This is a genomic window from Amycolatopsis sp. TRM77291 (assembly GCF_054166285.1).
This window is the reverse complement of the sequence record NZ_JBSZHF010000001.1, coordinates 3,919,054-3,932,600: the sequence shown is the minus strand read 5'-3', so window position 1 is coordinate 3,932,600 and position 13,547 is coordinate 3,919,054. Positions and strand designations below refer to the sequence as shown.

The 13,547-nt window shown below is 69.4% G+C and carries 12 protein-coding genes; 8 read left to right on the top strand and 4 right to left on the bottom strand.

Annotated elements, in window-relative coordinates; genetic code table 11:
- Positions 1-46 precede the first annotated feature (46 nt).
- The 3 genes from ACXIZN_RS18030 (at position 47) to ACXIZN_RS18020 (ending at position 4,364) form a co-directional block, all read left to right on the top strand.
- The gene (locus tag ACXIZN_RS18030) at positions 47-571 is read left to right on the top strand and encodes a hypothetical protein (RefSeq protein WP_457955795.1); all 525 of its coding nucleotides are present in this window, start codon (positions 47-49) and stop codon (positions 569-571) included.
- A 180-nt stretch (positions 572-751) separates the two neighbouring features.
- Positions 752-2,776 (top strand): hypothetical protein, encoded by a 2,025-nt coding sequence (locus ACXIZN_RS18025; RefSeq protein ID WP_257487667.1) that lies wholly within the window; start codon positions 752-754, stop codon positions 2,774-2,776.
- A 19-nt stretch (positions 2,777-2,795) separates the two neighbouring features.
- Positions 2,796-4,364 (top strand): amino acid ABC transporter substrate-binding protein, encoded by a 1,569-nt coding sequence (locus ACXIZN_RS18020; RefSeq protein ID WP_457955794.1) that lies wholly within the window; start codon positions 2,796-2,798, stop codon positions 4,362-4,364.
- Between the two features lie 403 nt (positions 4,365-4,767).
- On the opposite strand, the gene ACXIZN_RS18015 is transcribed toward ACXIZN_RS18020, so the two are convergent.
- Complete coding sequence (locus tag ACXIZN_RS18015; RefSeq protein ID WP_457955792.1) at positions 4,768-5,718, bottom strand: chitinase; 951 nt, start codon at positions 5,716-5,718, stop codon at positions 4,768-4,770.
- A gap of 223 nt (positions 5,719-5,941) precedes the next feature.
- Here ACXIZN_RS18015 and ACXIZN_RS18010 point away from each other — a divergent pair, with 223 nt between their 5' ends.
- The gene (locus ACXIZN_RS18010) at positions 5,942-7,201 is read left to right on the top strand and encodes a GGDEF domain-containing protein (protein WP_457955791.1); all 1,260 of its coding nucleotides are present in this window, start codon (positions 5,942-5,944) and stop codon (positions 7,199-7,201) included.
- Here ACXIZN_RS18010 and ACXIZN_RS18005 read toward each other — a convergent pair.
- The gene (locus ACXIZN_RS18005; RefSeq protein WP_457955790.1) at positions 7,198-7,653 is read right to left on the bottom strand and encodes a nucleoside deaminase; all 456 of its coding nucleotides are present in this window, start codon (positions 7,651-7,653) and stop codon (positions 7,198-7,200) included. The genes ACXIZN_RS18010 and ACXIZN_RS18005 overlap by 4 nt on opposite strands.
- Positions 7,654-7,862: 209 nt before the next feature.
- Between ACXIZN_RS18005 and ACXIZN_RS18000 the strand changes: the two genes are divergently transcribed.
- Positions 7,863-8,822 (top strand): helix-turn-helix transcriptional regulator, encoded by a 960-nt coding sequence (locus ACXIZN_RS18000; protein ID WP_457955788.1) that lies wholly within the window; start codon positions 7,863-7,865, stop codon positions 8,820-8,822.
- Here ACXIZN_RS18000 and ACXIZN_RS17995 read toward each other — a convergent pair.
- Both ACXIZN_RS17995 and ACXIZN_RS17990 read right to left on the bottom strand, forming a co-directional pair.
- The gene (locus ACXIZN_RS17995) at positions 8,781-10,154 is read right to left on the bottom strand and encodes an MFS transporter (RefSeq protein WP_457955787.1); all 1,374 of its coding nucleotides are present in this window, start codon (positions 10,152-10,154) and stop codon (positions 8,781-8,783) included. The two genes, ACXIZN_RS18000 and ACXIZN_RS17995, sit on opposite strands and share 42 nt — an antisense overlap.
- Positions 10,155-10,312: 158 nt before the next feature.
- A complete protein-coding gene (locus tag ACXIZN_RS17990; RefSeq protein WP_126731886.1) occupies positions 10,313-10,927 on the bottom strand; it encodes a TetR/AcrR family transcriptional regulator in 615 nt (204 codons plus the stop codon).
- Positions 10,928-11,049: 122 nt separating this feature from the next.
- On the opposite strand from ACXIZN_RS17990, the gene ACXIZN_RS17985 reads away from it, so the two are divergent.
- The 3 genes from ACXIZN_RS17985 to ACXIZN_RS17975 all read left to right on the top strand — a co-directional run bounded on the left by ACXIZN_RS17985 (position 11,050) and on the right by ACXIZN_RS17975 (position 13,375).
- Positions 11,050-11,802: an SDR family oxidoreductase gene (locus ACXIZN_RS17985; protein WP_126731887.1), complete on the top strand. Its 753-nt coding sequence runs from the start codon at positions 11,050-11,052 to the stop codon at positions 11,800-11,802.
- A complete protein-coding gene (locus ACXIZN_RS17980) occupies positions 11,799-12,584 on the top strand; it encodes an SDR family oxidoreductase (protein WP_457955785.1) in 786 nt (261 codons plus the stop codon). Before ACXIZN_RS17985 ends, ACXIZN_RS17980 begins: the two co-directional genes overlap by 4 nt.
- Before the next feature lie 455 nt (positions 12,585-13,039).
- Entirely contained in the window at positions 13,040-13,375 is a 336-nt protein-coding gene (locus ACXIZN_RS17975) for a hypothetical protein (protein ID WP_126731890.1), read from the top strand.
- Positions 13,376-13,547 lie beyond the last annotated feature (172 nt).

Genomic DNA, 13,547 nt, shown 5'->3' with positions numbered 1-13,547 from the left:
GATGAGGCCGTCGCCGTCGAGCGGCGGACCGGGTAGGGAGGTGCCGATGGCACGCACGGCTCGCCATGACGGCGGCGGGGACGCCCTGAGCGAGTTGATGCGCAAAGCCGGCGCGGCACCCCGCCGCCGTGGGCCGCGCGGGCCGAAGCACCGGGCCACGGACGCGGCTTCCGGGAGCGGGAGGATCCGGCGGATCTCGGCGCTTTCGGCGGGCGGTGTCTTCGTCGGCGGACTGCTGGCCGTGCTGCTCACTCCCGGCGAACAGGCCGAGGTCGTCCCGGGGATCCCGCTCCCGCCGCCGTCGCTGACCATCGCACCGCAGGCCGTCGAGGTCCCGGACGCCGCGGCGTCTTCACCCGTCCCGTCGGGACCTTCGGGCGGCAGCGTCGCCCCTCCGCCGCCGATGACCGCGTCGATGCACGGCTCGGAGACGCCGTCCCCGACACCCACGCCGCCCGCGCCGCCGCCGGAGGAACGGCCGGATCCGCGCGCCGGTCACCACGAGTGGTACTACGACTGGAATCACGGCGGATATCCCGGTGGTGGCCGGTGGCCGCAGTGGGGCCGATAGCGCCGATCGGGTGATCGACGGCGTCGCGCATCGTCGAACAAGAATCACGATTCACCCCTGATCTCGTCCGTTCGTGTCTGGTGTCCTTTTTCCCGTGTCCCGCCCTCGGCGGCGTACCTACGATGGTCCGCACTTCCATTCCATCCGGGGCAGGCTAGGGGCTGAACAGGAAAAATGAATGTGGACGGACATTCTCCCGCGGTGCAGCTCGCCCGGAGAATGCTGCTCAACCGCGAGACGGGGAATCCGTCCCGCCCGCAGCCGGTGACGCTGCTGCTCGGGCCCGTCGGTTCGGGGAAGACCACGGCGCTGGAAGCGATCCGCCGTGACCTCGGCTGGGGTGTCGTGCACGCCGGATTCGATTTCGGGCAAGGCGGCCGGGCCGGCACGATCGACGTGCTCACGAAACTGGCCTATACGTTGTCGGGGAAATGGCGGAATCGGCCGAAACCGCAGTTCGTTCGTTTCACGATCGCGTTGATCGCAGTCCAGGCCGAGCTTTCCGGTCGAAATCGCGACGAAGACCTCGCGCAACTGAAGTCGCTGCTCGGCAGTCTCGACCGGGTTATCTGGACGTCGGCGATGGACAGCACGCTCGACACGCTGACCGAGACGGCGAAGGCGACCGGTCTCGTCGAGCCCCCGTACGCGGACTTGTTCCGCCAGACTTTTCCGCATCTGGTCCGGAACATCCGGCCGAGGCTCGGGAAGGCGCTGCGGTCGCTGGCGGACTTCCCCCACGCCGAGGGGAGATCCCCGTTCGACGCGCTGCTCGAACTCAACCGCCTCGCGCACGGCAGCGCCCGTGACGCCAAGGCGGTCACCGAATGGCTGATGGCGGCGTTCCTCGGCGACGTCCGGGAGAACCATCCGCGGATGGCCAAACCGGAGGAGAAGAGCCCGTGCACCTGTGACATCTCGCCGCAGCGCAGGCATTGGCACAACTGGGTGGTGGTGCTCGACGACGTCGACCACGCGGGCGGGACCGAGTTCCTCGCCGACCTGATCGCCGCGCGGGAACGGTACGCCGTTCAGCATCCGAACGACCGCGAGGCCCACGACGCGCTGCTGGTCATCGCCACCAGCGGGCGGTGGCACGACGACTGGGGGACCGCCTGGCTGGCGCCGTGGAAACCCGCGTCCGGCGCGCCGCCCGCCGTCCGGCCGATCGTGGACTGCGAGGAGGCTTCGTACGACGACTGGGCGAACCCGGGCAACGGCGCGCTCGACTCGCCCTACTACCCGGTCCGGATCTCACCGCAGTCGATCGGGCGGATCGCGCGGATCCTCGATTCCGGCGCGCGGACGCCGAAGGTCACGCTCGCGCACCGGGCGACCGGTGGACTGCCGTCGGCGGTCGAGCAGCTCGCGGGGCGGTTGCGGGCCACCGACGCGCGCGAAGGCGGCCGTGACCTGCTCACCACCGATCCCCGTGGCGAACAGGATCCCTGCTACCGCAGGCTGACCGAGCTCGCCTTGACCGAGCACCTCGACGACGTCCACGTCGACGACTTCGTCACCGCGGCCCCATTCGCGACCGCGCCCTGGCTGATCCCGGACGCCGCGCAGAGCCGGATCGACCAGCCGCACGTCGGGCGGATCCTGACCGAACTGCGCACCTCGTTGTGGGTGACGGCGAAGAACTCACCCGGTTCGACGACCGACCAGGCGGCCCTGCATCCGTGGATCGCCGCGAACCTGGTGTCGGCGCTGGCCCGGCGGGGTGACGGCGACGGGCCGACCTACACCGACCAGTTCAAGGCCCTGCGCGACGATCCCGACACCGCGCAGGATCCGGTGCGCCTGGCCTACTGCAACCTCGCGCTGGGCGACATCGGCGAGGTGGTCACCTTCTTCGAACGCGAGTTCAACCGGATCCCGCACGCCGAGTGGATCGCCAAACTCGAGCTGGTCCTGAACGCGCCGGACGATCTGCCGCCCGAACGGGATCACGCGGAGCTGTACGAAGAACTCGTCAACCTGGACAACGCGCGCCGCCCGAACGACCGGTCCGAGATCCGGAACAACGTCGCCCGGCTCATCGCGGCGGGCTGGCTGACCGCCAACCCCTTCGCCGTCCGCGGGCAGGACCAGCACCAGGTGATCGCGAACGCCTTCGCCGCGCTGGCCACCACCTCGCATCAGCCCGACGTCGGCGCGCTCGTGTCGGCCAAGGAAGCCGCCCGTCGCGGCGAATTCCCCTGACCCGGAACGGAACCCTGTGATGTCCTGGCTCGATTCGCTGAGAACACGCATGTCCGCGGCCCGTGACGGCGCGGCGACGGGGCCGCCGGTACGGCCCCGAGGCTGGGCACGCCGTCATCGGGTGTTGCTGATCGTGGCCGTGGTCGTGCTGCTGGCCGCCGTGCCGGCGCTCACCAGGCCGTGGGAGGTCTGCGGCGCCGGACTTCGGGCGGTGGACGCGGACGAGGAGTCGGTCGGCTCGTCGCACGTCTGCGTGGGGCTGAACCTCGACTCCGGCCCGATGCGGGAAGACGACCCGCTCGATCCGCTGGAGAAGCTCATCAAGAGCCGCAACGACCTGGCGGGGGACAACTTCAAGACCATCGTGGTGCTGGAGAACCTCGCGCCCGATCCGAAGGTCGACAGCCAGCCGTTCCCGTTCGTGCGGCGGGAGGTACAGGGCGCGATCGCCGCCGCGTGGCCGAAGAACGGGCCGCCGGGGATCAGGCTCCTGCTGGCCAATTACGGGAGCAACGCCGATCACTGGCGTGTCGTCGCCGAGGAGATCGTCGCCGCGGCCGCCGCCCAGCGCATCGTGGCGGTCACCGACGTCGGCATCAGCTCGGAGAACAGCCGGGCGCTGGTGGCCGAACTGTCCCGGCACGGGATCGCCACGATCGGCGCGACCGTCACCGCGGACAACATGAACACCGACCCGCAGGGCGCGCGGATCGACAACTTCTTCCGCGTGGGCCCGACCAACACCGACGAGGCCCGCGCCGCGGCCGGATACATCGCCGCGCACGGTTTCCGGCGCGTGATGATGATCCAGGGGGTCAGCAAGGAGGACACCTACGCGACCACCCTGGCCGAGGCGTTCCAGAACTCGTCGAAGGTCCCGGTCGTCTTCACGAAGACCTACGACGTCAAACCGCTCGCCGACACTTCGCGCGAGGCGTACTTGCGCGGGCTGTTCAGCAGGTGGCACAACGACATCTGCGGCGCGAAACCCGATCTGATCTACTTCGCCGGCCGCGGGCTCGACCTCGGCGCCCTCGTGGCGGCGCTGGCGGGCGACGGTGCCTGCGAGGGTCTCGACACGGTGACCGTGATGACCGGGGACGACGCGAGCACACTCGCCGGGAAACCCTTGGAGCTGAACAAGGACATCAGTGTCCGGCTCCGCTACACGGCACTGGCGTATCCCGACCAGTGGGACATGTTCACCGCCGATCCGGCGTATCCCACGTACAAGAAGAACTACGACAACTTCGTCGCGGAATTCACCGGTACCCACGGTTTTCCCAAGGCGGAACTGTGGGACGGCGCCGCGATGATCGAACACGACGCGGTCGCCGCGGCCGTCGAAGCGGCCGTGCAGAACGTGTCGGCGGACCCGGTCTCGGTGTCGAACGTGTTGCGCAGCATCGACTGCAACTCCCCGGTGCCCGGCGCGACCGGCTTCATCGCGTTCGACCAGGCGACGGGGAACCAGCTCGACAAGGCGTTGCCGATCCTGTCGATCGATCCGGACGGTTCGGTGCATCCGGTCGACCTGGTGTGGTCGCGCGGGCGGCCGCTGAACACGGCGCCGGACTGCGGGGGCTGAGGGGTGGCCCGGGCCCGGGAGGTTGCGAAAGTGGCTTTCGCGACGTCGGCGCGGGTGTGCGGGCCGGCCGGTCGTGACTGGGGCCTGGGCGTCGTCGAGGCATGTCGCGNGCCGCTGAACACGGCGCCGGACTGCGGGGGCTGAGGGGTGGCCCGGGCCCGGGAGGTTGCGAAAGTGGCTTTCGCGACGTCGGCGCGGGTGTGCGGGCCGGCCGGTCGTGACTGGGGCCTGGGCGTCGTCGAGGCATGTCGCGAAAGCCACTTTCGCGACGTCTGATGTCTCGAAAGTGGCTTTCGCGACCTGAGCAACCGGGCCCGAGGCGCCGAAGCCGTGAAGGCCTCCTTCCCTACGCTCAAGGTAGGGAAGGAGGCCTTCACGGACTGACACCGGTGGGGAACGGAAGTCAGCCGGTGTAACCCGCCACGATCTTGGTGTAGTCGTACTTGCCTTGGGCGATCCCCGCGCAGTTGTTGCAATCGCGGTTCACCGCCCAGAACGACAGCCGCGCGAGATGTTTGCTCGCCGCGTAGTCGCGGATCGCGCGGAAGTCGGCGACGCTGACGGTTTCGCCCGCCACGTCGGTCTTCCCGTTCATCGACGAAAGCCCGCTGCGCCGGTAGGCCGCGTCGTCGCTCAGGCCGAAAGCGGACTTCACGACGTTCTTCAGCCCGTCCACGGCGCTGCGGGTCTTGCCCGCCATGTCACCGCCGCTGGAGAAGTCGAACGGCATGACCGACCACGCGTCGACCCCCGCGCCGAGCTCCTTCGACCGGTTGATCAGCCGCTTGCCGTGCGCGTTGGGGCCGCCGACCTCGGTCGGGATGGTGATGACCACGCGGAGGCCGGGATTCTTCTGTTTCGTGATCTTGACGGCGTTCAGGATCCGGTCCTGGACGGTGTAGTTCTCGAACTCGTCGGTGTTCTCGACGTCGAGGTCGATCGCCTTGAGTTTGTAGGCGTCGATGACCTTCTGGTACGCGCCGGCGAGTGCCGCGGGAGTGGAGCATTTCGGGCCGAGCTTCGTGCCCGACCAGCCGCCGAACGACGGGATGACGTCGCCGCCCTTGGCGCGGATGTTGTCGATCATCGTGGCGTCCGAGCCGGTGAGGGAACGGCTGCCGTCCCATTTCGGGTTGCAGCCCCCGTCGGAGAGGATGAACGCGAGGGTGAAGGCCTTGACGCCGGTGGCGTTCATCGCGGCGATCGGATCCGTCTGTCCCGACCACTGGTACAGATAGGGCGAGGCGAGCACCGGGTCCGGGGCCGCCGAGGCGACGGGGGCGAGGCCGGCGGCCGTGGCGAGAGCGGCGCCGACGGTGGTGGCCAGTGTCGCCCAGCGTCGTAAGGATTTCATCGGTCCTCCAACTGGTACGCGCGCGGCGAGGCGCGCAGGTGTGGAGCACCTCCGTCTTGACGCGGCGTATCAACCTGGAGTGTGCGCTATCCCACGGTGGACTAGACCAATGAGGACTGTCAAGAATTCACCGGAACACCCACCGGAAACGACCGACCTTAGTAGGGGGTCATGACCCGGAAAGCGGATCGACACCACCACGATTACCGGCTAGTTTGCCGAAATGGTGGGGGACTCCCTGATGGCGACCGGAAGCCGCGACCGGAGAGACCGGCTCGCCGCGCCGCGGCGGATACTGGGGTCCTGGAGCCTGTGGGAACTACCCAGGCGAGGCCTGATCGGGTATCTGCTCCTCGTCGACTTCGCCGCCATCGCCGCCACCGCCTACCTTTTCGTCCTGCGACCGCCCGCGCCGTCGTCGTTTCTTCCGTTTTCCGCGCTGGTGACCGGAATGATCCTCAGTTCGGAGCTTTCGCGCCCCGTCGAGCGGTCCCGCGCCGACACCCGGCTCGGCGCCGGACTGGACGCGGCGTGGATTTTCGCGGGTGCGCTCCTCCTGCCGCCCGCACTGGCCGCGGTGCTCGTCGTCGTCTCGGCGGCATACCGCTGGTTCCGGATCCGGCGCGGTATCCCGCACCGGCAGGTGTTCGCGGCGTCCGCGACGATGCTTTCGGCGCTCGGCGCCTCGATCATCCCGGTACTGCTGGGTGCGCCGCCGTTCCTCGGCGCGCCAAGGGATTTCGAAAGTTTCGCCCTGGTTTTCGCGACCGGGCTGGTCTTCCTGTCCGTCGACGCGGCCTTGGCCGCCCCGGCGGCCGAATTCGGGGCGGAGCCGTCGGGATTCGCCTTCGACGCGGCGATGGTCGCGTTCGGACTGTTGCTCGCCTGGTCGGCGGCGGACTGGCCGTTCGTCACCGTGGTACTCGCGGGCGCGCTCGTGGTACTTCACCGGGCCGGGACGATGCGTGCCCTGCGTGGTCACGCGGGCACGGACTCCGGCACGGGGCTGCTCACCGCGTCGTCCTGGTTGGACGGTGCCCGCACCCAGTTCGAGCTGCTGCGCGGCCGTGGCGCCGAGCTTTCGCTGCTGATGCTCGACCTCGACCATTTCGCCCGGCTCAACGACCGGCACGGCAGGCACGTCGGGGACGACGTGCTGCGGGCCGTGGCGGACACCTTGCGCGCCGAGGTCCGTGCCGCGGACCTGGTCGGCCGGTTCGGCGGTGAGGAGTTCGTGGTCCTGCTGCCCGGCACGAGCCGGTTCGACGCGCACGCGATCGCCGAACGCATCCGGCTGCGGATCTCCTCGACGTTCGTCTCACTGGGTGGGACGTTCGCGGGGACGACCGTCTCGATCGGAGTGTCGTCGCATCCGGACTGCGGTGAGACGCTCGACCGGCTCGTCGGCGCGGCGGATCAGGCGTTGCGCGCGGCGAAGGGGGCCGGGCGCAACCGGACCGTCGCCTTCGAGAACGAAACCTAGCCTTCGGCCGGGACGCCGATGTCCTCGAACCACAGGTCCGGGTGATCCCGGATGAACCCGGTCATCAGCGCGGTGCACGACGGGTCGTCGAGCAGAGTGATCTCGACGCCATGCTCCTCGAGCCAGCCGTGCCCGCCTTCGAACGTGGTGGCCTCGCCGATGACGACCCGGCCGATGCCGAACTGGCGCACCAGCCCGCTGCAGTACCAGCAGGGGGACAGTGTGGTGACCATGATCGTGTCCCGGTAGTGCGGACGCCTGCCCGCGTTCCGGAAGGCGGAGGTCTCGGCGTGCATCGACGGGTCGCCGTCCTGGACGCGCCGGTTGTGGCCGCGGCCGAGCAGGACGCCGGTGGTGTCGAAGAGGGCGGCGCCGATCGGGACCCCGCCCTCGGCCTTGCCGAGTTCGGCCTCTTCACGGGCGACGGACAGCAGCTGCGCGAGATCGATCACGAGGTTCAGCTTAGGGCTCGTGAGTGGTGAGCGATCAGGCGAAGGCGACGCGTCGCGAAAGCCACTTTCGCGACGTCTGACGTCCTGAAAGTGGCTTTCGCGACATGCGCGCCGCATCCGGCCCCGGGACCGCCCAGCCGGCGCGCGTCAATGCGGACCGGACCTGTCCTGAATATCTGCGACACTCCTCCCATGAAGCGAGCGAACCGATGACCACGGGCACGTCGGCACGGCTGCTGAGGCTCCTCTCCCTGCTGCAAGCGCGGCGCGACTGGCCGGGCGCCGACCTCGCCGACCGGCTGCAGGTGGACGTCCGCACGGTCCGGCGCGACGTCGAGCGGCTGCGCGAACTGGGCTACCCGGTGCACGCCACCCCCGGAGTCGCGGGCGGCTACCGGCTCGGCGCGGGGGCCGCGTTGCCGCCGCTGCTGCTGGACGACGACGAGGCCGTCGCGGTCGCCGTCGGGCTCCGCACGGCCGCGAACGGGACGGTGTCGGGGATCGAGGAGACCTCGGTGCGCGCGCTCACCAAACTGGAGCAAGTGCTGCCCGCGCGGCTGCGGCACCGGATCACCGCGCTGAACACCGCGATGATCCCGCTCGGCGGCGTCGTCCCGGTCATCGACGCCGCCGCGCTGACGGTCATCGCGTCCGCGTGCCGCGACCATCAGCGGCTCCGGTTCGGCTACCGCAGCCACAACGGTGACGTCAGCGAGCGCTACATCGAGCCGTTGCGCCTGGTGCACACCGGACGCCGCTGGTACCTGGTCGCGTTCGACCTCGACCGTGACGACTGGCGGACCTTCCGCGTCGACCGCATCGACGGCGTCCCGGACACGAGTTTCCGGTTCACGCCGAGGGAACCGCCCGCCGAGGACCTCGCGGCGTACGTCTCCCGCGGGATCACGTCTTCGCCGTATCCGCACCAGATGGTGCTGCGGGTCAGCGCCTCGGCGGAGGCGCTCGCCGAGTACGTGTCCCCGACCGCCGGCACGATCGAGGCCATCGACGAGCACACCTGCCGGGTCCGGGTCGGTTCCAACGACCTTTCCGTGATGCCGTACTACCTCGCCCATTGGGACGTCGACTTCGTCGTGGAGGAGGCGCCGGACGAGGTCAAGGAGCGGCTACGGCTGGTCGCCGACCGCTTCGCGCGCGCGGTCGTCTGAGTCCGAAGTGGACCGTGCGCGTTTGGCCAGCAGGCCGATCGAGCCGAGCGAGATCAGGGCCAGCACGATGATGTAGAGCGAGACCGACATCGACGTCCCGGTGGATTCCAGCAGCAGCACCATGATGAACGGCGCGAGCCCGCCGCCGACCACCGCGCTGATCTGGTAGCCGAGCGAGGCGCCGGTGTAGCGCATCTCGGCGGTGAAGAGCTCGGCGAACAACGCCGCCTGCGGGCCGTACATGATGCCGAGGAACAGCGACCCGACGAACGAGGCGACCACGAACAGCGGCAGCGAGGCCGTGTCGATGAGCAGGAACATCGGGATCGCCCAGAGCGCGACGCCCGCCGCGCCGAAGGTGTAGATCTTGAGCCTGCCGATCCGGTCGGACAGTTTCGCCGACAGCGGGATGATCGCGAGCTGCAGCGTGCTGATCAGCAGGGTCGCGACGAGCACCGTGGTCCGTGACATCCCGAGATGGCGGGTGGCGTAGTCGAGGACGCCGTTCAGCAGGATGTAGAAGGTGGCGGTGTTGACCATGAACGAGCCGCCCGCCAGCAGCACCGTGCCCTTGTGGTCACGCAGGACGTCACGCAGCGGAGACTTGGCCCGGCCGCGTTCCTCGGCGGCGAGTTTCGCTTCCGCGCGGCGGTATTCGGGCGTCTCGTCGATCTTGACGTGCATGTACCAGGCCAGCCCGAGCACGAGGACCCCCACCAGGAACGGGATCCGCCACGCCCACACGAGGAAGTCCGACGGCGGTGCGAGCTGGGCGGCGATCAGGAACACCGTGTTCGCCAGCACCACCCCGATCGGGACGCCGAGCTGGACGAGGCTGCCGTAGAGACCGCGTTTGCCGGGCGGCGCGTATTCGGTGGCGAGCAGCATCGCGCCACCCCACTGGGCGCCGACGGCGACCCCCTGCACGAGCCGGAGCAGCACCAGGAGGATCGGCGCGGCGATGCCGATCGAGTCGTAGGTCGGCAGCAGGCCGATCAGCGTGGTCGCCGCGCCCATCAGCGCGATCGCCAGCACCAGCACGGGTTTCCGGCCGCGTTTGTCACCGAGGCTGCCCGCGATGATCCCGCCGAGCGGCCGGGCGAGGAAGCCGACCGCGAAGGTCGCGAACGAGGCGAGGACGCCGGCCGCCGCGTTGCTGGTGGGGAAGAAGGTCTTCCCGAAGACCAGGGCGGCGGCGATCCCGAAGACGAAGTAGTCGTACCACTCGACCGAGGAGGCGAGTGCCGCCGCGGTCGCGGCCCTCCTGCGCTGGGAGACGGTGATCGTCGGTTCGGCGGCGGTTTCCGGGGCGTTCGGTGCGGTGTCGGCCATCTGGATGCCCTTCGCTCGGCGCTGCTGCGGCGATGCAGTCCGGGCAAGTTAACAACCGCTTAGTATGTGGTCAACGTCTCAACGGGTAATTCTAGATACCGACCGGTTGGTATGTCACTCTGGTGGCGGTATCGCCGACGCAGGCCGATCTGTACTGGTCAGGAGAGTTTCGTGCCGAGCATGCGCAGCACCAGCTCGCTGTACTCCTGGCCGAGCTTCTTGGGGGTCTGGCGCGTCCGCTCGCTGTACCAGCGCGAGACGTCGACACCGAGGGAGAGCACGGCGCGGGCGGCGGTGTGCGGGTCGCCGACGGTGAACACGCCCGTTCCGACGCCTTCGGTGATGACCTCGCGCACGACCTGCTCGATGCGGCGGCGCAGTTTCGCGACGATCTCGAACTCCTCGTCGGGCAGCGCGTGCAATTCGTACTGCACCACGCGGGCCACGGTGTGCCTCCGCGCGTGCCACGCCACGAAATCCTCGACCAGTAGCCGGATCCGCTCGACCGGATCGGTCTCCCGCGCCACGACGCTCTCGACCAGCGAGAGCGTCTGCTCGTGGCCGTACTTCGAGATCGCGAACAGCAGCGCGGCCTTGGACGGGAAGTGCACGTACAGCGCCGCGGGGCTCATACCCGCCGCCGAGGCGATGTCCCGGGTGGTGGTCGCGTGATAGCCACGCCGCGCGAAGGATTCGACCCCGGCCAGCATCAGCCGCCGTGCCGTCTCCGGCTGGACGTCGGGCCACAGTTCGGCCGACAGCGACATGGTCATCCGCAGATCCTCCCAGACGCTCGTTCCGGATGGCGGGCTTGACACCGTCTCCGGACCTTTCCATTGTAAGTGAGCGCTCGCTTAGTGATTGCGTCGCCAGTGAACACAGAGGAGATCGAAGAGTGAACTCGTTCAAGGATCGCGTCGCGATCGTCACCGGCGCCAGCCGGGGTATCGGCCTCGGGATCGCCAAGGACCTGGTCGAGCGCGGCGCGAAGGTGTGCATCACCGCGCGCAAGCCGGAGCCGCTCGCCGAGGCAGTGGCCGAACTGGGCGGCGAGGCCGTCGCCATCGCCGTCCCCGGCAAGGCCGACGACGAGGCGCACCAGGACGAGGCCGTCGCCAAGACCATCGAGACCTTCGGCCGCCTCGACATGCTGGTCAACAACACCGGTATCAACCCGGTGTTCGGGCCGACCCTGGACATCGACCCCGGGGCCGCCGCGAAGATCTTCGCCGTCAACGTGCTCGCGCCGCTTTCGTGGACGCGCCGGGCGCGGGACGCGTGGATGGGTGAGCACGGCGGCGCGGTGGTGAACGTCGCCTCCATCGCCGGGCTCGGCGCGTCGCCCGGGATCGGCATGTACGGCGTCAGCAAGGCCGCGCTGATCCGGCTCACCAAGGAGCTCGGCTTCGAACTGGGGCCGAAGATCCGCGTGAACGCCGTCGCGCCGGCCGTGGTCAAGACCAAGTTCGCGACCGCGCTGTACGAAGGCCGCGAAGAAGAGGTCTCCGAGTCGTACCCGATGAAGCGCCTCGGCGTTCCGGCGGACATCGCGGGCGCCGTGGCGTTCCTGCTCTCGGAAGAAGCGGGCTGGATCACCGGGCAGACGGTGGTCCTCGACGGCGGCGTCACGCTGGCGGGTGGCCTGTGACCGCGTCGTTCACCGGTTCCGGGGTCGTCGTCACCGGTGGGGGCGGCGGGATCGGGGCCGTCCTCGCCCGCCGGTTCGCCGCGGAGGGCGCCCGGGTCGTCGTCGGCGACCTGAACGGGGACGCCGCGGCCGAGGTCGCCGAGGAGATCGGCGGGACCGCCGTCGCCGGGGACGCCGCGAGCGAAGCGGGTGTCGCGTCCCTGATCGAGGCGGCGCGCGAAACCCTCGGCGAGATCGACGTCTTCTGCGCCAACGCCGGGATCGCGCCGATGGGCGGCGTGGACGCGCCAGAGGAGGACTGGGCGCGGATCTGGGACGTCAACGTCATGGCGCACGTGCGCGCGGCGCGGCTGCTCCTGCCGCCGTGGCTGGAGCGCGGCCGCGGGCATTTCATCTCCACGGTGTCGGCGGCGGGCTTGCTGACCAGCCTCGGTTCGGCGTCCTACTCGGTGACCAAACACGGCGCGCTCGCCTTCGCCGAATGGCTTTCGGCGACCTATCGGCACCGCGGGCTCACCGTGCAGGCCATCTGCCCGCAGGGCGTGCGGACGGCGATGCTGGAGAACACCGGCCCGGCGGGCGAACTGCTGATGGGCGCGTCGGCGATCCAGCCGGAGCAGGTCGCGGACGCGCTGTTCGAGGCCATCGCCGAGGAGCGGTTCCTGGTGCTGCCGCACCCCGAGGTCGCCGACTACTACGCCGCGCGGGCCACGCAGACCGACCGCTGGCTCGGCGGGATGAACAAGCTGCAGCGCAAGGTGGAGCAGGTCGCCGGGGACTGACCGGCGCCGGTTCGCCTTGGTGCCTGGTCGTGGCGTGTCGCGAAAGCCACTTTCGCGACGTGTGATGTCCCGAANTTGCGAAGCTTTGCCAGGAACGGCCCGTTCATGGCGTTCAGCGGAGAAACTTCACAGCGCCATGGTCCGCCGGGCCGCGTGCTCATCATCGAGGCGTGTCGCGAAAGCCACTTTCGCGACGTGTGATGTCCCGAAAGTGGCTTTCGCGACACGGTGGCCGGGGTTCGCGCAGGTTCGGATGGCGGCACGCGGGGCTTCGCGTGACCGGTGGGGCAGGACCGCCGTGACCGGGGCCGTTACTCGTGTGATCGGAGACGTGACTCGCGTGCTCAGGGGCGTGACTCGCGTGATCGGAGGCGTAACTCGGCGCGGGGCGGTTGATCTTCGTCGGCGGATCGGCCACTGTGGGCAGGGGTCTTGCTCGCGGTAAGGAAAACTCGATGAACAAACGCTTCGTGCTCCGTGGTGCCGTGCTCGCCGCCACCCTCGCCGGGTCGGTGCTGACCGCGGGATCGGCGATGGCGAGCACCGCGGAACCGTGCGCGGCCGGGGCGTCGGGTGACGTCGCGGCGGCTTCCTGCACGCCGTACCGCAAGGTGAGTGAGGGCTGGAGCAGCAAAACCGCCTGCAACCGCGCCGGCAACGAGGGCGCGCAGGCTGGCCGCTGGACCGGCTGGAACTGCAACCAGGCGCTGCGCGGCTGGGAGCTGTGGGTGCGCACGTGCACCGCGCTGGCCGCGGAGAAGGACGCGGTGACCACGCGCGAAACCGTCTGATCCGCCGGCGGAGCCGCCCCGGGTGCCTGGCCGCCCGGGGCGGTTCTGTGTCTACAATGGACAACGCTCGTTCCGGTCGATCGATCGTTTCCATCGCTAAAGACCATTCGGTCGATCGACAGGGGGAGTCGGCCGTGTGCCGATCATCGGGCCATCCGCTTCGGGAATCCGA

What these genes read in the sequence shown, in the direction of transcription:
- ACXIZN_RS18030 (WP_457955795.1), top strand. Translation starts at nt 47, where the DNA reads ATGGCACGCACGGCTCGCCATGACGGCGGCGGGGACGCCCTGAGCGAG.
- ACXIZN_RS18020 (WP_457955794.1), top strand. Translation starts at nt 2,796, where the DNA reads ATGTCCTGGCTCGATTCGCTGAGAACACGCATGTCCGCGGCCCGTGAC.
- ACXIZN_RS18015 (WP_457955792.1), bottom strand. Translation starts at nt 5,718, where the DNA reads ATGAAATCCTTACGACGCTGGGCGACACTGGCCACCACCGTCGGCGCC.
- ACXIZN_RS18010 (WP_457955791.1), top strand. Translation starts at nt 5,942, where the DNA reads ATGGTGGGGGACTCCCTGATGGCGACCGGAAGCCGCGACCGGAGAGAC.
- ACXIZN_RS18000 (WP_457955788.1), top strand. Translation starts at nt 7,863, where the DNA reads ATGACCACGGGCACGTCGGCACGGCTGCTGAGGCTCCTCTCCCTGCTG.
- ACXIZN_RS17995 (WP_457955787.1), bottom strand. Translation starts at nt 10,154, where the DNA reads ATGGCCGACACCGCACCGAACGCCCCGGAAACCGCCGCCGAACCGACG.
- ACXIZN_RS17990 (WP_126731886.1), bottom strand. Translation starts at nt 10,927, where the DNA reads ATGACCATGTCGCTGTCGGCCGAACTGTGGCCCGACGTCCAGCCGGAG.
- ACXIZN_RS17975 (WP_126731890.1), top strand. Translation starts at nt 13,040, where the DNA reads ATGAACAAACGCTTCGTGCTCCGTGGTGCCGTGCTCGCCGCCACCCTC.